The 17,653-nt window shown below is 47.1% G+C and carries 17 protein-coding genes; 9 read left to right on the top strand and 8 right to left on the bottom strand.

Annotated elements, in window-relative coordinates; genetic code table 11:
- Positions 1 to 72: 72 nt before the first annotated feature.
- The 4 genes from QUA13_RS23550 to QUA13_RS23535 form a co-directional block, all read right to left on the bottom strand.
- Complete coding sequence (locus QUA13_RS23550) at positions 73 to 405, bottom strand: XisI protein (protein WP_333202411.1); 333 nt, start codon at positions 403 to 405, stop codon at positions 73 to 75.
- Positions 393 to 809, bottom strand: a complete 417-nt coding sequence (locus QUA13_RS23545) for a XisH family protein (RefSeq protein WP_333202409.1) — start codon at positions 807 to 809, stop codon at positions 393 to 395. The genes QUA13_RS23550 and QUA13_RS23545 overlap by 13 nt, the downstream gene beginning before the upstream one ends.
- A gap of 170 nt (positions 810 to 979) precedes the next feature.
- Positions 980 to 2,707, bottom strand: a complete 1,728-nt coding sequence (locus tag QUA13_RS23540; RefSeq protein WP_333202406.1) for an ABC transporter ATP-binding protein — start codon at positions 2,705 to 2,707, stop codon at positions 980 to 982.
- 310 nt (positions 2,708 to 3,017) lie between these two features.
- Positions 3,018 to 3,500 (bottom strand): FxLYD domain-containing protein, encoded by a 483-nt coding sequence (locus QUA13_RS23535; RefSeq protein ID WP_333202404.1) that lies wholly within the window; start codon positions 3,498 to 3,500, stop codon positions 3,018 to 3,020.
- A gap of 137 nt (positions 3,501 to 3,637) precedes the next feature.
- Here QUA13_RS23535 and QUA13_RS23530 point away from each other — a divergent pair, with 137 nt between their 5' ends.
- A complete protein-coding gene (locus QUA13_RS23530) occupies positions 3,638 to 4,393 on the top strand; it encodes a Uma2 family endonuclease (protein ID WP_333202413.1) in 756 nt (251 codons plus the stop codon).
- 47 nt (positions 4,394 to 4,440) lie between these two features.
- Here QUA13_RS23530 and QUA13_RS23525 read toward each other — a convergent pair whose 3' ends face one another.
- Positions 4,441 to 6,144 (bottom strand): NAD(P)/FAD-dependent oxidoreductase, encoded by a 1,704-nt coding sequence (locus tag QUA13_RS23525; RefSeq protein ID WP_333202402.1) that lies wholly within the window; start codon positions 6,142 to 6,144, stop codon positions 4,441 to 4,443.
- A 93-nt stretch (positions 6,145 to 6,237) separates the two neighbouring features.
- On the opposite strand from QUA13_RS23525, the gene QUA13_RS23520 reads away from it, so the two are divergent.
- Positions 6,238 to 7,152 (top strand): PPC domain-containing protein, encoded by a 915-nt coding sequence (locus tag QUA13_RS23520; protein ID WP_333202400.1) that lies wholly within the window; start codon positions 6,238 to 6,240, stop codon positions 7,150 to 7,152.
- A 212-nt stretch (positions 7,153 to 7,364) separates the two neighbouring features.
- On the opposite strand, the gene QUA13_RS23515 is transcribed toward QUA13_RS23520, so the two are convergent.
- Both QUA13_RS23515 and ribD read right to left on the bottom strand, forming a co-directional pair.
- The gene (locus tag QUA13_RS23515; RefSeq protein WP_333188212.1) at positions 7,365 to 7,976 is read right to left on the bottom strand and encodes a hypothetical protein; all 612 of its coding nucleotides are present in this window, start codon (positions 7,974 to 7,976) and stop codon (positions 7,365 to 7,367) included.
- Between the two features lie 52 nt (positions 7,977 to 8,028).
- A complete protein-coding gene (gene ribD, locus QUA13_RS23510; protein WP_333202398.1) occupies positions 8,029 to 9,204 on the bottom strand; it encodes a bifunctional diaminohydroxyphosphoribosylaminopyrimidine deaminase/5-amino-6-(5-phosphoribosylamino)uracil reductase RibD in 1,176 nt (391 codons plus the stop codon).
- Between the two features lie 193 nt (positions 9,205 to 9,397).
- Between ribD and QUA13_RS23505 the strand changes: the two genes are divergently transcribed.
- Complete coding sequence (locus tag QUA13_RS23505; protein ID WP_333202396.1) at positions 9,398 to 10,270, top strand: FAD-binding domain-containing protein; 873 nt, start codon at positions 9,398 to 9,400, stop codon at positions 10,268 to 10,270.
- A 73-nt stretch (positions 10,271 to 10,343) separates the two neighbouring features.
- Entirely contained in the window at positions 10,344 to 10,757 is a 414-nt protein-coding gene (locus QUA13_RS23500) for a hypothetical protein (protein ID WP_333202394.1), read from the top strand.
- Positions 10,758 to 11,009: 252 nt separating this feature from the next.
- On the opposite strand, the gene QUA13_RS23495 is transcribed toward QUA13_RS23500, so the two are convergent.
- Complete coding sequence (locus tag QUA13_RS23495) at positions 11,010 to 11,552, bottom strand: cyclic nucleotide-binding domain-containing protein (protein WP_333188188.1); 543 nt, start codon at positions 11,550 to 11,552, stop codon at positions 11,010 to 11,012.
- 172 nt (positions 11,553 to 11,724) lie between these two features.
- Here QUA13_RS23495 and QUA13_RS23490 point away from each other — a divergent pair, with 172 nt between their 5' ends.
- The 5 genes from QUA13_RS23490 to QUA13_RS23470 all read left to right on the top strand — a co-directional run bounded on the left by QUA13_RS23490 (position 11,725) and on the right by QUA13_RS23470 (position 17,445).
- On the top strand, positions 11,725 to 11,982 hold the full coding sequence (locus QUA13_RS23490; protein WP_333202392.1) for a hypothetical protein: 258 nt from the start codon (positions 11,725 to 11,727) through the stop codon (positions 11,980 to 11,982).
- Positions 11,983 to 12,206: 224 nt separating this feature from the next.
- The gene (locus QUA13_RS23485; protein WP_333202390.1) at positions 12,207 to 13,319 is read left to right on the top strand and encodes a hypothetical protein; all 1,113 of its coding nucleotides are present in this window, start codon (positions 12,207 to 12,209) and stop codon (positions 13,317 to 13,319) included.
- 332 nt (positions 13,320 to 13,651) lie between these two features.
- Entirely contained in the window at positions 13,652 to 13,927 is a 276-nt protein-coding gene (locus QUA13_RS23480; protein ID WP_333202388.1) for a hypothetical protein, read from the top strand.
- On the top strand, positions 13,920 to 14,261 hold the full coding sequence (locus QUA13_RS23475; RefSeq protein ID WP_006631034.1) for a type II toxin-antitoxin system PemK/MazF family toxin: 342 nt from the start codon (positions 13,920 to 13,922) through the stop codon (positions 14,259 to 14,261). The genes QUA13_RS23480 and QUA13_RS23475 overlap by 8 nt, the downstream gene beginning before the upstream one ends.
- Before the next feature lie 64 nt (positions 14,262 to 14,325).
- Positions 14,326 to 17,445 (top strand): AAA family ATPase, encoded by a 3,120-nt coding sequence (locus QUA13_RS23470; RefSeq protein ID WP_333202386.1) that lies wholly within the window; start codon positions 14,326 to 14,328, stop codon positions 17,443 to 17,445.
- The last annotated feature ends 208 nt before the right edge of the window (positions 17,446 to 17,653 follow it).

The following is a 17,653-nucleotide window of genomic DNA, read 5'->3' as shown; positions in this document are numbered from 1 at the left end:
CTAATTTACAACTCTAAATGCCTACTTTTCTTTGAATTCAGTTTTATTCTCTCGATCCTTTCCTTCAGGGCACTACCCTATGGCAAATTCAGTTAATTTCCGCATATTAGGAGGGTCAAAACCAAGTATAATATCTTGTTTAGGAACTCCCAATTCTACGAGCTCGTTAGCAATACCCACCTCGGTTCCATCTTGCTGAATCCAGATTTTATTTTCCATAATATCCAGGTGCAAAACCGGGCCATAAATTCGCCGCTGATTGCGCCAGCCGACATAGACTAATTGATAATGATCGCGCTCGACATCAAAGATAGTTTGAGCCTGAATGCGCTCATCCCAAACAAGACTAGCGTGTTGGGAGAGCAGATTTTGGATGTGCTGCCTATAAAGGTCTAGATTTGCCATTGTGCGATCGCCTCTTGCTCTATATCGTAAATCATCAAATGAATTTGATTTTGTTGAACTAAAGACTGAATAAACCCCATTGTGAAAAAACTATCGTAGACATTACTGGGTACTGCCAGGTATAAAATGCGGTCTGTTTCTTGTTGTTGTAAAGCTGCTCGATAACTAATGAATTGTCCTAAAGCTGTGTAAAATTGGGATATTTTGGATGGGCCAATAAAGCTTTTGATTTCAACGGCGATTTTCTGTCCGTCTTTTTCTGCCGCAACCACCTTTTCGGCACCCAAGTCGATGTAAAGTTCGAGAGTTCCTGCCTGTAAAGTGTATGGATCGTGAGTAATCTGCCATCCATCTTTCTGGAGAGCGATTTTAACGACTTCGTGAAAGGCATCTTTAGCAGGCATGGTTGTACTGACTCGTTGTGTTTAATATCTTGGGTAGTTGTTGTATTTTAAGTATATGCGCTATTCATCTAGAACATCACTGACCCACGGGCGATTAGAAACCGGGTTTTTTTCGAGAATACTTCGTTGAGGCCAGCAGAAACGGCTAAAAACCCGGTTTCTAACGTAGCCTACTGACTAAACTGTTGAGCGTAGTAGCCAGCATATCGATCGCCCTTTTCCAGCAACTCCTCGTGCGTCCCAGATTCGACAATTCTGCCTTTTTCCAAAACTAAAATGCGATCGGCTCTCCGCACAGTCGCCAAGCGGTGCGCGATAATAAAGACAGTGCGATCGCGCATCAATCTTTCCAGCGCTTCTTGCACTAAACCTTCGGATTCCGAATCCAGCGCCGATGTCGCTTCATCCAAAATCAATATTCTGGGAGCGAGCAGAACTGCACGGGCGATCGCAATTCTTTGTTTCTGTCCCCCAGACAAATTTACACCCCTTTCTCCTACCCAAGTTTGATAGCCGTCGGGAAACTCACTAATGAATTGATGAGCGTTAGCAATCTCCGCAGCTTTTTGCACATCTTTCAGTTCATAATAAGATTGACCGAAAGCGATATTTTGAGCAATTGTACCCGAAAATAAAATCGTTTCTTGCGGTACAATTCCGATTTGCCGCCGCAGAGTATTTAAGGTGACATCTTGAATATCAATACCGTCAATTAAAATCTGTCCCGCTTGCGGATCGTAAAATCTGGGTAACAAGTTTACTAAAGTAGTTTTACCCGCACCGGATGCGCCGACAAGGGCAATCATTTCTCCGGGAAGCACCAACAAACTCATGTTTTGCAGAATGGGTGTCTCTGAGTTATAGGCAAAATTAATATTGCGGTATTCGACTTTTCCGGTAACGTGGGGAAGTTCAATTGCACCCGGTTTTTCGACTACTGTTGGTTCAATTGCTAATAATTCAAAAATGCGATCGCTAGAAGCTTCTCCCTGCTTAAAATCCCCGTAATTAGCAGTTGTAATGGCAATGGGGTCAATTAAAAGTGCCACCCCTGCGATATAACTGATAAATTGAGTACCTGTGAGATTTCCTTGAGCAATTTGCCAACCTCCCAGGAAAAAGAGCAAAATCACGCTCATCGCTTCCAGAAAACCAACTACAACGAACTGAAGTGCTTTTATTCGTTCTGACAGATACTTAGCGCGGCGGTTTTGTTCTGCTTCTTCTGCAAAGCGGGCAATTTCGTAGTCTTCAGCCACAAATGCTTTGATTAAACGAATGCCGCTGAATACTTCTGTCAGCAAAGCGGATAAATCAGAGATGCGATTTTGACTTTGCCGCGAGTAACTCAGCAGTCTCTCGCCAAACCAACCAATTAAGATAGCCATCAGCGGTGCAATAATTAATGCACCCAAAGTTAATTGCCAGTTGAGATAAATCATATATCCCAGGACGGCAATTAGCTGCAAAACACAAGGGATAAACTGATGAAAAAATTTATTTACGACTTCGCCAATGCGGTCAATATCTTCTGTGAGGCGGTAGGATAAATCTCCAGTTTTGGCAGTTTCAAAGTAGCCGAGATTGAGTTTTTGCAGGTGGGAGTAGACTTTTTTGCGGATTTCTAAAGCAATAGTCAAAGCTGCTTTTGCCATCAGCGTATCTTGACCGTACTGGGCTGTACCGCGAAGTAGAAATATAATGGCGCTGAGTGCAGCAATTTCAGCAAACCCTTTTAAATCTCCTTGGCCTATAAATTTGGCTGTTTCGCCAACCAGCCACGCTATAATCGGCCAAAATACGGTAAATACTACGGTACAAGCTAATGCTTTACCGATGGTTTGTTTTTGGGGACGGATGTAGGGTAAGATTTGCCAGTATGTCGATCGAGTTTTCAAGATATTTTGCCCTCGCAAATTCTGTTTTTGGGGATCTCTGCAATAATATTCAAACTTCGATCCCCCCTAACCCCCCTTAGTAAGGGTGGCACAAGATTATTATTATTCAAAATCCCTCTTTTTAAGGGGGATTTAGGGGGATCTCTGCGTAAGTCATAGAGATATCTGAGCCTGAATATGATATCAGCGATCGGACAAATCTCAACAATCATTCTTCACCGAAAGCATCCGGGATACAAAGCCCCCGGATTCATCCGTGGGGTTAATTGTCCAATTCTTCAATCTAAAATCTACAATCTCAAATCTAAAATCATTCCTGACCGTCTGCATGAGTAGCCTGCACCTTAGCCCCGGCGACAACTGCACCCCGAAAGACGGCTGACTGTCCGGGTGCAAGAGTAACTGGTTCAGCGTCGATAAATCCGTTGTCAATTAAATTGCCTGACTCATCCAAAACTTCATAATTGACTTTGACATTCTTGATTATTTTGCAGCCTTGATTAAGCACTTGACCGCTGAAAAACTTGCCGTCATAATTAGCCGCCGCAATTGACACTTTTGCAGAAATGTTGGAACCGGGAATGCAAGTTTGGGAAGTTCCAGAAGCTGGCTGTTTGGCGCACAACTTGCCCAAGTCTACTGTTTTGCCGTCGGGGGTTTTTATGTAGCAAAACGGCTCGTCAATTGGTGAGTTTTGAGCAATTGTATTTGTAGAGTCTGCAAGCAAAAGGCGAGCTGATATCGGCGAGATTAGCAAACTTGATAAAGCTACTGTTAAATGTAAAATATTCATATTTTTTCGGGAATATCTAAAATTAATTGTACAAGATAATTTACATAAATTTTACGCTTGCATATCTATAAGTACGGTGCGTTGCGCTCGCGTTGCGTTATGCTATGATAAGACATCAAACTTTAGAAAGTAAAGTCATGGTCGTTACTCAAGATAACCCAGGACAAAAAACGGTAGAACTCATCGTAACTTGGGAGAAGTTGCCAGACGGCTTCCAATTAGAAGAAAAACCAGTGGAGAATACAGGTCAACCGCTAATTGCTGGAGCATTGCGAGAAATCTTAGAACTGAGAGGATCGATCGGGCCACTAATGCTGATAGCCAGCAACTTTGGCATTTGCGCTACTGTCAACGGCGAGTTAATAATCAAAGCACCAGATTGGGTTTATGTACCGTCGGTACTGCCCGCAGAGTCTAGAAGAGACCGCAAAAGTTATACCCCAAACTTGGAAGGAGAAATCCCGACCATTGTAATGGAATTCTTGTCGGAAACAGACGGTGGGGAATATTCTATTAAACGTACTTTTCCTCCGGGAAAGTGGTTTTTTTACGAACAAATTCTGCAAGTACCAACTTACGTCATTTTTGACCCAGAAACTGGCTTGCTGGAAGTATATCGCTTGCAAAATGGCAACTACGAACTAGAATTTCCCGACGCGGAAGGTCGCCACTGGATGGCAGATATTGGTTTATATTTAGGAACGTGGCGAGGGGAGAAAGAACAGCGTACAGGCTATTGGTTGCGCTGGTGGGATGAAGCAGGAAATCTGCTTTTATGGGGTGTAGAAGAGTTAGCAGCAGAACGCCAGCGGGCCGATCGCGAACGTGAACGGGCCGAACGACTGGCTGAATATTTGCGCGAGCGGGGAATTAACCCGGACGAGATTATTTGATAAGTTGTACGCCATATCTGTAGGTGCGCAATGCGCACCTTACGAGATTATCTAATACTCGGCTTTCTATTGCCAAGATTCCGCGCTCCGGGAATTTTCCGGCTGGGACGGCGACTGTTCAAACTGCTCGCAGTTCGAGCATTCAAAGCATCAGCAGAAGCTATCAAACCCAAATCTTGCAAAATTTCAAAAGCCGCCCTTTGTCCAGTTTCGCAACCGCCTTCCATGTAACCTTGATTTTCCAGCGAAGTGTGTTCCCCGGCAAAATATAAATTGCCAACTCGTTCGCCTTCAACGCCGTACATTTGCGTCCACTGTCCGACTAAATAGCAGGCATAAGAACCTTTGAAAAAGCGTTCTCCCGGCCAATAAGCTCGCACAGCTTTGCCCGATCGCAAATTTCTCACTCCGGGAAAAACTATTTCAAATTGGTTCAAAAATCTTTGTGCTTGGTCTTCTGGAGTTCCGGCACCGATCGACAAACCCTGCTTTCCTCCTGTAAAATTAGTAACTAAACCGTTAGGAGTAGGGGCAAAAGGTGTAGCTTCCCAGGTACTCTGGAATCCTAAATCGCTATAAACAGAAGCAGTCGATCGATACGTTTCTCGCCAAATGCGGCTGCGGTAGCCAGTAATCAGCTTAGAATTAGTACCGTAACCCAATTGCTCGATCGCCCTGCGCTTTGGTTGGGGCAAAGGTACGTTAATTTTAACGTCTCGCAGAGTGCTGAACGGCAAAGTTAACAAAACTCGCTCGTAAGTGCGCTCGAACGCGCTTAGTCCCGATCGCAAATTTACCCGATAGCGACCATCCGGCAAAAGAGTAATCGCTTCCAAAACCGTCCCCGCCTCGATCGAACCAGACAATTGACCCGCCAAACGGTTGATAATTTGACTGTTGCCGCCGTCAATTTGATAACGCTCATCGCTGTTGCCGTACAATTCAAAATTGCCAGCTTCAGAACCGATTAAAAACAGCAGATTTAACGCCGACTGTTCCTCGGGATCTCGACCGTATTCCCCCGTGTAAGCAATGCGGAGTAACTGCCGGACAATCGTGCTAGTATCAGCTTGGTCTAGATATTCAGCGATCGAAAGATTGTCCAATCTTTCCGCTGTTTCCGTAAAATCTTGATAGCTAATGTTATCTCCAATAGCCTCCACATCTTCATTAATTTTAGCCGCTAGCGGCGCAAAATCTGCGATTAATTGCTCAAGAGAAAAGCGGCGCCTTTGAAAGAAAAAAGTATCCTTCACCAATCCACTCTGCACTTGGGCTAAGTCGATCGCCTGCAAACCCAATTCCGTCGCCAGCGAGATTAAATTAGTATGACCGGTGTCAATAAATTCTCCCCCCAAATCCGCCGGAATTAGCGTTCCAGCCACCTTGGGAATAGTGCGTATCCGCCCCCCTACGCGGTTCGTTGCCTCGATTATATCGGCGCGCACGCCCGCTTGGCGCAAGCGATAGGCCGCCGTCAAACCCGCAATTCCCGCACCCACAACCAAAATCGGCGATCGTCCGCCCTGTTGAGCAAAAGCTCCCCCTCCCTCCCTGGTAAAAGTCGCAGCAGCGACAGCCCCCGCAGCAGCTAAGCCCCCGTGCAGCAAGCGGCGCCGAGATATGGGAGAATTGGGAATGCGATCGGTCAGCATCCCCAGCAGTTCATCAGCCGGAATGCCCGTTTCCCTTGATTTCTGGGCAATAGTCGCAGCGCGGCGCAGCATTGCCATCAGTGTAGATTTAGCCATAATTAAGACATCCTCACAAAACAAAACTTTGATGTAAACTGGATTCTCGATCGTGCACTTTCCAGACTAAAGTCCAGAGAGATTTTTTTAATAATGCTAACCCTCAGAACACTGTTCGACAGCAAATTTTATCTCGAAAACAACCCAGATGTCGCCGTAGCAGTTGCCAGAGGCACGGTATCGAGTCCTTTCGATCACTACCGAAAAATTGGCAAATTTGAAAATCGCGACCCGAATGCCCTGTTCGACGCCAGCTATTATTTAGACACCAATACAGATGTAGCGGTATCAGTCAAACTCAATGGCGTTTCAGCAGCCGATCACTTTATTAGATTCGGTCAATTTGAAGTTCGCAGCCCAAACCCATTCTTCGATTTTAATTTTTATCTAGCAAGCAACCCAGACGTTCAGGCAGCAGTCCAAACCAATCAATTTACCCCATTTGAACACTACTTCAAAGCCGGTCAATTAGAAAACCGCAAAGCCAGCGTTTTCTTCGATCCCAGCTTTTATCTAGAAAAATATCCCCTGGTAGCAGCAGCAGTCCAAAGCGGCGCAGTTAAAAGCGCGATCGAGCACTACATTCAATTCGGTCAACAAGAAGGACTGTTGAGCACTCTCCCCGATCCCGCCGACAATTTGATCGCAGCAAAAAGCCTGGGCATTCTCGGAGAAATTCAAACTGCAAGCGATTTTGTCGGCGCTGCTGAACCAGCCGACATTTACAGTTTCATTCTCAATACTCCCAGCCTTTTCAGTGTAACTGTTGACGGTTTGAGTGCAGATGTTGATGTAGAATTAATTCAGGATCTGAACGGCAACGGCGCAGTTGGATTAGACGATATTATTGCTTCGTCTAACAATTTAGGCACGGCTTCAGAAACAATTGTCAGCAATGGGGCTTTGCCTGCGGGGACTTATTTCCTCCGCGTTTCTCAATTTCAAGGCGATACAAATTATAACTTGAGATTGCTATCCGCTCCCTCAGAAATACCCCCCCAAACTTAAAATAGAATAACTAACGTATATAGCAAGCCTAAATCAGTCCAACAAACACACACTTCTCCTGTCTTCCTTCGCGATAATATCGCTTACGCGCCTTCGCGGTTCGTAACAAAAATCTGGTTGAAAAATGATTTAGACTTGCTATAAAAAAGGCTTCGACAGCCGTCAATTTACCAATTACCAATTAGAGTTACCCATTCCCAATCTTCCTGGTTTCACTTATTAGTTTTTTGCCCGCTGGGAGAGGGCAAAGATTGAACAGGTGTCGGAGGCCAATTAGAGCGACTTCTGGTTAGAGTAGTAGACACCAAAGCATAGCCCAAAACAGCAGGAAGCACGATCGCACTCAGAAACACGATCGCCGCCGCCCAAGTCATCGCATTCGAGAGCGGGCCGTAATGAGTTCGGTAAGGGTCAAACAAGGGTAAATTAGACCTCGGGGCGTCCCGGAGCGCGATCGGACGTTTGAACCGCACCCGCCTGTCGTCAAGCTTTTCGAGCAAAATCCAGCCAACTTCCTCCTCTTCCTGGCACAGCTTGTTAAAAATCGCAGGATTGCGAAACAAATCGCTGCTAGCCCGCACAATCTTGTACTCCCAAACCGTCAAATCAACAGCATTAGGAGCGGATTTGGGATTGCCATTCGAGCGCGCATTTTCAGGCGCATTAAAATTATCCTCTTGAGATTCGTACCGAGTCAAAACTTCCTCCTCCTCGTCGTATTTTTGCCCCGCAGCCAATTGCTCGCGGCTCACCAATACACCCGCGAGCGCAGCCTCCAAGCCGAGACTGCCAACCATCAAACTCCAAATCAGAATTTCAACCATAAAAGGAGTTAAAAGTTAAAAATTAAAAACTAAAAAGACTCGCTTTTAACTTTCAATCTTTAATTTTCAAATAGCCTTCCACCAGACAATCTGCACCCACCGCGCGCCAAGAAACCCGCTCTAAAGTCAAAGCGTCAGTCATTGCGGAAAACCCCAAATCTCCTACAGGAGTTGGAGCAGCTTGGCCGCCGACAATTTTAGGAGCAATAAAAGCCATAATTTTTTGCACTGCACCCTCAGCAATTGCCTTGGCCGCCAAAGTGCCGCCGCACTCCCAGAGTACAGAAAGAAAAGATCGATCGTACAAATAAGCCATAACATTAGTCGGTGTCAGCGGCGAGAGTTCCACAACTTCCACCCCTTTGGCGATCAAAAATTCCTGAAATTCCGGGTTAACCCCAGGCTCAGTCAGCACCAAAGTAGCCGCCACAGAGGTTTCCCACAACCAAGCCGACTTCGGCAAATCCAGAGTGCGGCTCATCACCACCCGCAGGGGATTATTCCTATCAGGCTGGTGGCTCGTCAGTAGGGGATTGTCCAGACGCACCGTATTTCCCCCAACAATCACAGCATCGCAGCCGACGCGCACCCGGTGTACCTCGCTCCGAGCCTCCTCGCCTGTCACCCAAGCGCTGTGGCCGCTACTGGTAGCAATTTTACCGTCCAAAGTCATTGCATATTTCAAAATTCCCAAAGGCCGGCGGTACAAAATTCGGTGAACGAAAGCCTCGTTGAGTTTTTGGCAAGCATCGCCTTCCACTCCCGCCACCACTTCAATCCCAGCCTCTCGCAACCGGGTCAGCCCAGTTCCAGCGACCAAAGGATTCGGATCGACCATGCCAGCCACTACTTTTGCCACCTTGGCCTTAACTAAAGCTTCGGAACAGGGAGGAGTCCGCCCGTAGTGGTTGCAGGGTTCCAGGTTCACATAGACGGTCGCTCCTTCGGCGAGTTCCCCCGCTTCCCGGAGCGCAAAAACTTCGGCGTGAGGTTGACCGGCACCGGGATGAAACCCTTCGCCGACAATCTTCCCGTCTCGGACAATTACAGAACCGACAAGGGGGTTGGGTGCGGTTTTGCCCAGAGCGCGGCGAGCCAATTCTATGCAGCGGCGCATCATGGCTCGATCGAACTCTTGAATTTCGCTGTTTTCCAGTTGTTTTGTACCTGGCTGCTGTCGGTTAGCTAAGCTGGCGATCGCTTGAGCGTCCGCCGGAAAAGTTTCCATGAGATTTTGGTATGATATCTATCCCTGAGTGTACTGACTTTGATGCTAATTTTGGCTGCGAACCGACGATCGATTGCTGCTGGGGCAAACTCTACGTTACCGGGAGCAAGCGGGCAATTTAGGGCGATCGACCCCGCAGGCCCGAACAAATAGCTTTAACATTAAGAAACAATAACAGGTGCTTGAGAAAACAATGAGTCAGGACATGGAGCGGGAATTTGCCAGCCGCGACGAATTAATAGCCTACGTGCGCGAACAGTTCCCCGCAGCAGACGCCCGGGACAGCAGCGTACCCCCAACCCCAGGCGGGCGGAAAGCAGCCGAGACAGCCCTGCAACAAATTGACCCCGGCAAGTACGCCTCAACCCGCAATTTCCTCAACGGTGCGGTAACGCGCTTGTCGCCCTATTTGCGCTACGGCGTTTTGAGTCTTGCGGAAGTCCGGGATGCCGTGCTGGAGAAGGTCCGGCATCGAGAAGATGCCGTAAAACTCGTCAACGAGTTGGGTTGGCGGGATTATTGGCAGCGACTTTACGCCGAATTGGGCAACGGGATTTGGCAAGACCGGGAACCCTACAAAACTGGTTACACTGCTAAAGATTACAGCGAAACTCTGCCGCAGGATGTCGTCGAGGGCACGACTGGTTTAGTTTGCATCGACAGTTTCAGTCGCCAGTTGCGAGAAACTGGTTATTTGCACAACCACCAGCGGATGTGGACTGCGGCTTATCTCGTACACTGGCGGCGCGTGCGCTGGCAAGCCGGAGCTCGCTGGTTTTTGCAACATTTGCTAGATGGAGATCCGGCGAGCAATAATCTTTCTTGGCAGTGGGTAGCAAGCACTTTTAGTCACAAACCTTATTTTTTTAATCGGGAAAATTTGGAGCGTTACACTAAGGCGGTTTATTGTCGCGATTGTCCTATGTACGGGCAATGCGATTTTGAGGGAACTTACGAATATTTGGAAGGGAAGTTGTTTCCTTTAGGAGAAAAGGTCGATCGCAGCGGCGGTTCTAAAAGTTGGCAAGACCATCAAAAAGGTCCCAGAAATTATAAAAGTCAGTAGTCAGTAGTCAGTAGGCAGTAGTCAACCGTCAACCGTCAACCGTCAACCGTCAACCGTCAACAATTACTAATTTATGAACAATCCGATTATTTGGCTGCACGGCGACTGTTTGAGTCCTGAAGGCCCCGCTTTTCAAGCGCACCCAGAGGCACCGGCAATCTGGGTTTGGGATGATGCGCTCATTGATGAATGGCAGTTGAGTCTCAAACGAATGGTGTTTATTTACGAATGTTTGCTGGAGTTGCCGGTAGTTATTCGGCGGGGCGATGTGGCTGCGGAAGTTATCGCTTTTGCGATCGAATCCGGCGCGAATCAAGTGGTGACTGCGGAAAGTCCCAGTCCTCGGTTTCAGGATATTTGCCGGGAAATTAAGCGATCGATCCCTGTAGAAGTTTTGCCGCCAGAACCCTTTGTCCGCTACGATGGTTACATTGATTTGAAGCGTTTTTCCCGCTACTGGCGCGTCGCTGAAAAATATGTTTTCTAATTGGGAATTGAGAACTTGTACGCTCGCGTAGCCGAAGTATTGCTAACTGGAAATTGGTAATTGTCAATTGGTAATGGGGCATTGGTAGAAAAACAAGAAAGAGGCAAAGCGGATAACATTATTTTTTCCTTCTTCCCTCGAACCTCTTCCCTCAAACTTCAACATCCATCCGTTAAATGCGAAGAAAGCGCATCCGTTGCCGAACTCCCCTCAACATCCCTTAAATCCCGTACACTCATCCGTTGCCGAACTTCAACTGCCCTTCAAACGCTGCAACAGCCATTGAAATCTAGATTCAGCCAAATCTTCTGGATTTTCAACATTTTGCGGGATGGCGCCCTCGTCGTCGGGGTCTTTATATGATAAATAATCAGTCTCTTCGCCGAAGCGTTTTACTGTACCCCGCAGTCTCGACGACAAAAATTTGGTAATCGCCCGATAAAACCGCAGGGAAAAAAGCACATCTTGCTCGAGTTTTTCAGTTAGCAGCCGCCTCGGAATTGACAGGATGAGGCACTCTTCAATTGCCGTGACGCTAGCAGAAGGAAGCCTCCCGTCTACAAAAGACATTTCGCCCAACACTTCCCCGGAAATAATTTTTCCAATTTCTTTGTCGGCCAAAGATGATACAGCAACGCTCAAAGTTCCCTCCAGAACTATGTAGAGGGCGTCTAAGGGCTGACCTTCGGTGATGAGGGTGGTGCCGGGGAGGACTTGGGTGCGGGTGCCGTTGGCGAGCATCCAATCGATGTCGCGATCGCTCAATTCGCCTAATATCACTAGAACTTTGCTCATAAAGTCAGGTTGAGATGAGATAATTTGTATTTTTTTACTTGTTTAGTTGCGTGCTGTTGTGAGATGGTCAGACCTTGAGCGAAAGCGAAGGCTAAACTTTACAAATAGAACACTAAATTTTACACAATTCTAATAATATTTAGTAAATTTGACACGATCGAGCTATAAATGTTTGTCTGATCAGTGCTATTCTACATTACTTGTCAAGAACTGTGCAGCAGCCGATCGCGTTGTTTTAACTGCGCTTGCTTTGGACGGCGGGGCTGCCAAAACTGTTTTGAAAGCTCGGTTTCTCTTGGTTTCGAGGCGGTGCGCCCTCAAAAACCGGATTTTTCTGGCGCTGCTGCGAGTGCAGCGCCCCCAAGTACAGAATTGTAGAATGCAAGCCAGACGCGCGATCGACCCCTCTATTAAACAGGATCGAGGGTGAAATCATCCCTAGGATTGATTTTTAGCCGATCGATAGGTAAATTTAAATTAGCCTCTAAACCGGCCGTCAGTTCTTAAATCTAATCAGCTTGAGAGTTGACTATTCAACGGTTGAGTGCCAATCTAGGAACAACACAACTCATATTTGTGTCTTTTTTAGCAAAGCTCTCGACGGTCGCCCTCAAACACTTACACTTTTAACACACGGTTCATTGAGGAGTTTCTATGAATAGTCTATTTTCCAAGTCTACTTTCGCGTTAATAAATCTTGCTGCTTTAGCTGTTTGTTGCACTACCCTGTCAGCGAAAGCTGAAACTGGCAACTTGCCCGATATCGGTACAACTGCAACAATCGCAGCTCAAAATATTGACCAAACTTCTGAGCCTGCGGCAACTTCAGCAGTTAAACCCGACCCAGAAACAACGGCTAGTAATAAAAAAATTGATTCTATCAGTTGGAGCGAACTAACAGAAGCGGCAGAGCCAGCAGCCTCTGAACCGGCAGCCAACTTGCAAGTATCTATTGCAACACCAGAAAAATCGGAAGCAGCAACATCTGAAATTGCTGGAACAGAAACTGCGCCAAGTACCTCCATTGCTGCTGAGACTGAAAAGTCGGAAGAAACCGCTAAAATTGCTGATAATAGCGTCAAAAAAGTGGAGTCAACGGTCGAGAATGCCAAAAAGAACGATCGACCTACCTCAATTGTTGCCGAGAGCAATAATCTTGAAGTAACAGCAACGAAGGAAGAAAAAGAAGTCAAAACAGCACAAGAATTGTTGAGCAATCCTGTCAGCACTTCCGCCTCAGCTTTGACAAACCAACCGAAAGTTGCTGAAAAACCGGCAACTGTCTCGGAACCAACTAAAAAAGTGGCTCAAGGAACTCAAATCAGACCAGGGCGAGCTACCCGTTCTGGGCCCAGCTACATCGGGATTGGCGGCAATCTAGGTTTTGGCGGAGATTCAGCCTTAGGCGACGGTTCCTTTGCCATTATTAGCAAAATCGGTTTGACGAACAATTTGTCGGTGAGACCGACTGTTTTGTTCCGGGACGACTTAGCTTTTCTAGTTCCCGTTACCTTCGATTTTGTATCTCAAGAGACCGTCGAAGTCAGCGACGATTTTGTGATTACTGCTGCTCCTTATGCAGGTGCTGGCGTGGTAATTTCTACCGGGGATGACGGTACTTTGGGCTTCCTGATTTCGGGGGGTGTAGATGTGCCGCTGTCGAGAAATTTTACAGCAACAGCGGGACTGAATATTGGTTTTGTCGACGGAGCTGAAGTGGGATTGTTAGTCGGTGTCGGCTATACGTTCCCGAATATTGCCAGGTAGTGTTGCTGTTTGAGCAAACGCAGGACAAATAAATATGTGCGGGGTTGGCTGTAGGAATACAGTCAACCCTTTTTTGATGATGGAAACAAAAGCAATCGAGGACACGGCAATGCCGTTTCCCTACCATCTGAGGACACGGCAATTCGGAGGAGACGGAATGCCGTTTCCCTACCTAGAGGTAGCCGATTAATCATTGTAGGGACACAGCAGTGCCGTGTCCTGACTCCGGGGATGAGGTGAAAAATTAACTGCGATCGCCGAGATAGATTTTTGCCAAAGATACAATCATGGTGGGATCGATCGTACTTTCTCACCAACCACCCGAAAAAACCGTGACCAAAACAGAAATCTTAGCAGCACTCAAAAATCTGACAGCAGAAGAACGCCTAGAAATCATCGAAACAGCTTCGCGGATGATGCGCGAAGAAATAGAAGAAAAAGCCCAGCGCAAAGCTGAGAGAAAACGGAAACTCAGAGCCGCAGCAGAAGCCGCAGTAAAAGATTATATGCCGGGAGGTGCTTTACATGATTTGTGGTCGCCTGACAGCGAACCCTATTTTGATTCCGAGGAAGAATGCCTTAACGCAGGGATAAAAACTAATGCGTAGAGGTGAAATCTGGCTGGTTGCGCTTGAACCTACTGTGGGCGCGGAAATCGGCAAAACCCGTCCAGTAGTAATTGTCAGTGATGAAACGGTGGGAATTTTGCTGCTTGAAGTTATTGTTCCCATCACTGACTGGAAAGAGCGATACACCGAGAGAAATTGGATGGTTCGACTAGAACCCAGCGGCGAAAATGGCTTGACTAAAGTATCCGCCGCCGACACTTTTCAAGTCCGTTCCGTTTCCCAACAAAGATTTGTCCGACAACTTGGAACCCTGTCCGAGACAATTATGGAAGAAATTGCAGAAGCACTGACAATTGTTCTGGATCTGGATTGAATAACTAGGCAACAGCGCACAAATAGTGTTATTTATAGATAGATTGTATGGCGCGATGGCCTAAATGATTCCTATACAACTTACACTCAAAAATTTTCTCAGCTATCGCGAAGCCGGTTTAGACTTTCGCGGCCTGCACACCGCTTGCATTTGCGGGCCTAACGGTGCTGGCAAATCCTCCCTCTTAGAAGCCATATCCTGGGCACTTTGGGGCTGTTGTCGCAGCGATACGGAAGACGATATCATCCATATCGGCGAAACAGATGTGCGCGTTGATTTCACTTTCTCCACCGGCGGCCAAATCTACCGGGTGATTCGCAACCGCCGGCGCGGACAATCGGGAAGTTTGGAATTTCAAGTCAGCTTGAATTCTGCCGAGAGTGAGGAAAAACTTAATTTCCGCACGCTCACAGACAAAGGTCTGAGAACAACTCAGCAAAAAATCCTCGAACACATCAAACTAGATTACGATACTTTCATCAACTCGGCATATTTGCGGCAGGGGCGAGCTGATGAATTTATGCTCAAAAAGCCGATCGAACGCAAACAAGTTTTAGCCAACCTGCTCAAGCTCGATGAATACGATACATTATGCGAACAAGCCAAGGATACGTCCAAACAATTTAAAGCTCAAGTCGATGTGCTCAAACAGAGTTTGCAAACCGTACAAGAGCAACTGCAACAAAAAGAGGCGATCGCCTCCGAACAAACTCAATTGCAGCAAGCAACCGATTTGCTCTCTTCACAGCAGCAAGCCGACACAACCGAGTTACAACAACTTCAACTCCAGTACCACAACCGCCAAACCTGGCAAAAACTCCTCGCCGGCCACCAGCAACAGCACTACAATATCTCTCAAGAATGCCGCCGCTTGCTGCAAGAACTCAGCGCAGCAAAACAGCAGCAAAATGAGCTGCAAGCCCTCCTAGGGCAAGAAAAGGAAATAACAGAAGGCATCGCGTATTTCCACAGCTTGCAAGCCACAGAAGAGACTCTGGCTGGCAAATTCAAAGCTAACCAACAAGCCCAAAACCAGCGCCAGCAATTGCAAGAACAACAGCGGCAAGAACTGAGCTTTTTGCAAAGCAAAATTCAGCAGTTGCAAACTCAATTAGAGGTTTTAGAACAAGATGAAAAAGATGTTCTGGAAATTCTCAAACAGCAGCCGGAGGTTGATAAAGGACTCGCACAGTTGCAAGCAGTTCGATCGCGCCTCAACGAACTAGAGCAACTGCAACTGCAAGTTTCGCCGCTGTTACAACAGCAGCAGCAAAAGCAACAAAAGCTCGATCGCGCCCGCGCCGGTTTAACCGCCCGCTTAGACGAAATCAAGCGACAGGTGCAAGTTCAGCAGCAGCAGCGACAGCCGCAATTACAGCAGGAAATCTCGGCTATCGCCAATCAAATTTTGCAGTTGGAAAACAAGCGAGTTTATCAGCAGCGAGTCCGCGAAAAAGGTCAAGAAAGGCACGACTTTTTAGGAAACCTGCAAGCCAAAAGCCGGGACTATCAAACCAGACTCGCCGAGATCGACCAAAAACTGCAACTGCTGCGGAAACATGAAGGAGAAACCAGCGCAGGCGAAGGTAAAGCCTCGAATTTTGCGGAAAACGAACCCTCGAATTCGCCTTTAATGGTGCGCGATACAAATTTTGGCAATTGTCCTTTGTGCGATCGACCTTTAGACGAACACTACTGGAATTTGGTAGTCACAAAACACCACTCCCAACAGCAGGAAATCTGGAACCAACTGTGGGTTGTCCGCGAACAATTGGCCGTCTCCGAGCGCGAAATTCAAGTCCTCAGACATGAATACCGCGAACTAGAAGAGGAATTAGCGCCCTACCAAGAATTGCGGGAACGCCGCAGCCATTTGCAAGCACAATTAGATGGCCTGGGCCAAGACGAAAACCGGCTGCAAAGTATGCGTCAAGACGCTGCGGAAATCGAGCGGTTGCTGCGCACCGGCGAGTATGCAGCCGATGATTTGGGCCAACTACAGCAAATCGAACAGCAACTGCAACAGCTCAATTACAGCGATAGCAGCCACTCTCTAGCCCGCAGCGATGAAAAGCGCTTGCGGTGGGCGGAAATTAAGCAAGCTCAAATCAAAGACGCTCAGCAGAAACTGAATAAAATTAATGCCCGCCGCCCGGATTTGCAAACTCAATTAGCCACGGTACAGCAACAGTTAGAACAGCAAAAAAATAGCTCTGAAATACAGCAGCAAATTCTGTCTTTAGATAGATACATTGCGGAAATTGGCTATAATTTGGAACAGCACGAACACGTGCGGAGCGAAATGCGCCGATCGCAGTTTTGGATCGCCCGCGCCGAAAAATTGCGATCGGCAACTGTGCAGTACCCGCAAGTGCAGCAGCGCGTTAATGAAATAGCAAATTCCATCGCTGTGCGCGATCGAGATTTGCAAGCTGTCAGCGCTCAAACTTCCGCGATGAACCAGCAATTGCAAGAACATCCCGATCCCACAGCCCGCATAAGTGCGATCGAGCAGCAAATGGGCCGCCGCCGCCAGCAGCTAGACCAACATTTGGGAAGTCTCGGACGCCTCCAGCAGCAGCAGCAAAATCTGGAAAATATGCAAGTTCAGCTAGTAGCTCAAAAAGAGCAAATGCAAGTTGCTAAACGCCAGCAGCGAGTTTATCAAGAGTTGGGTCAAGCCTTTGGTAAAAACGGCATTCAAGCTTTAATGATTGAAAATGTTTTGCCTCAACTCGAAGCTGAAACCAATCAGATATTGTCCCGATTGAGCGCGAATCAATTGCACGTTCAATTTATTACTCAGCGAGCGGCTGCTTCTAAAAAAGCAACTAAATTGATTGACACTTTAGACATTTTAATTGCTGATGCTCGCGGTACTCGCGCCTACGAAACTTACTCGGGCGGTGAAGCTTTTCGGATTAATTTTGCGATTCGGCTGGCGCTGGCGAGACTGCTGTCTCAGCGGGCGGGTACGGCTTTGCAAATGTTGATTATTGATGAGGGATTCGGGACTCAGGATGCTGAAGGGTGCGATCGGCTGATTGCTGCAATTAATGCGATCGCCTCTGACTTCGCCTGCATTCTCACCGTTACCCATATGCCCCACCTGAAAGAAGCTTTTCAAGCCAGAATTGAAGTAAGCAAAACTGCTCAGGGTTCTTGCATCAACTTGTCAATTTAAAAGGGGTGGCGAGCCGGATGGAAGGAGGATAAGAAACAAGTAGAAAATATCAGTATTTTCACCTTCTGTTTTCTTTCCGCCTTCGGTATTTTCAGCTTCTGTTTTCTGGATAAGTGCCGAATGCCTTCGGTTATACTAATTTTCCAAAGAAGGCAATTATATGCCCGTGCTCCCAACCATGATGGAATCAGTCATTGCCAATCTAAAA

It is taken from the genome of Microcoleus sp. S28C3, from assembly GCF_036700785.1.
GTDB classification, from domain to species: domain Bacteria; phylum Cyanobacteriota; class Cyanobacteriia; order Cyanobacteriales; family Microcoleaceae; genus Microcoleus; species Microcoleus asticus.
Note: the sequence above shows the minus strand (reverse complement) of the source record. Positions and strands in the feature narration are given on the sequence as shown.

Excerpts from the sequence above, each read along its gene's own strand:
- QUA13_RS23535 (WP_333202404.1), bottom strand. The coding sequence starts at position 3,500 with ATGAATATTTTACATTTAACAGTAGCTTTATCAAGTTTGCTAATCTCG.
- QUA13_RS23475 (WP_006631034.1), top strand. The coding sequence starts at position 13,920 with ATGCGTAGAGGTGAAATCTGGCTGGTTGCGCTTGAACCTACTGTGGGC.
- QUA13_RS23505 (WP_333202396.1), top strand. The coding sequence starts at position 9,398 with ATGAGTCAGGACATGGAGCGGGAATTTGCCAGCCGCGACGAATTAATA.
- QUA13_RS23500 (WP_333202394.1), top strand. The coding sequence starts at position 10,344 with ATGAACAATCCGATTATTTGGCTGCACGGCGACTGTTTGAGTCCTGAA.
- QUA13_RS23515 (WP_333188212.1), bottom strand. The coding sequence starts at position 7,976 with ATGGTTGAAATTCTGATTTGGAGTTTGATGGTTGGCAGTCTCGGCTTG.
- QUA13_RS23470 (WP_333202386.1), top strand. The coding sequence starts at position 14,326 with ATGATTCCTATACAACTTACACTCAAAAATTTTCTCAGCTATCGCGAA.
- QUA13_RS23520 (WP_333202400.1), top strand. The coding sequence starts at position 6,238 with ATGCTAACCCTCAGAACACTGTTCGACAGCAAATTTTATCTCGAAAAC.
- QUA13_RS23530 (WP_333202413.1), top strand. The coding sequence starts at position 3,638 with ATGGTCGTTACTCAAGATAACCCAGGACAAAAAACGGTAGAACTCATC.
- QUA13_RS23495 (WP_333188188.1), bottom strand. The coding sequence starts at position 11,552 with ATGAGCAAAGTTCTAGTGATATTAGGCGAATTGAGCGATCGCGACATC.
- QUA13_RS23545 (WP_333202409.1), bottom strand. The coding sequence starts at position 809 with ATGCCTGCTAAAGATGCCTTTCACGAAGTCGTTAAAATCGCTCTCCAG.
- ribD (WP_333202398.1), bottom strand. The coding sequence starts at position 9,204 with ATGGAAACTTTTCCGGCGGACGCTCAAGCGATCGCCAGCTTAGCTAAC.
- QUA13_RS23525 (WP_333202402.1), bottom strand. The coding sequence starts at position 6,144 with ATGGCTAAATCTACACTGATGGCAATGCTGCGCCGCGCTGCGACTATT.
- QUA13_RS23485 (WP_333202390.1), top strand. The coding sequence starts at position 12,207 with ATGAATAGTCTATTTTCCAAGTCTACTTTCGCGTTAATAAATCTTGCT.
- QUA13_RS23550 (WP_333202411.1), bottom strand. The coding sequence starts at position 405 with ATGGCAAATCTAGACCTTTATAGGCAGCACATCCAAAATCTGCTCTCC.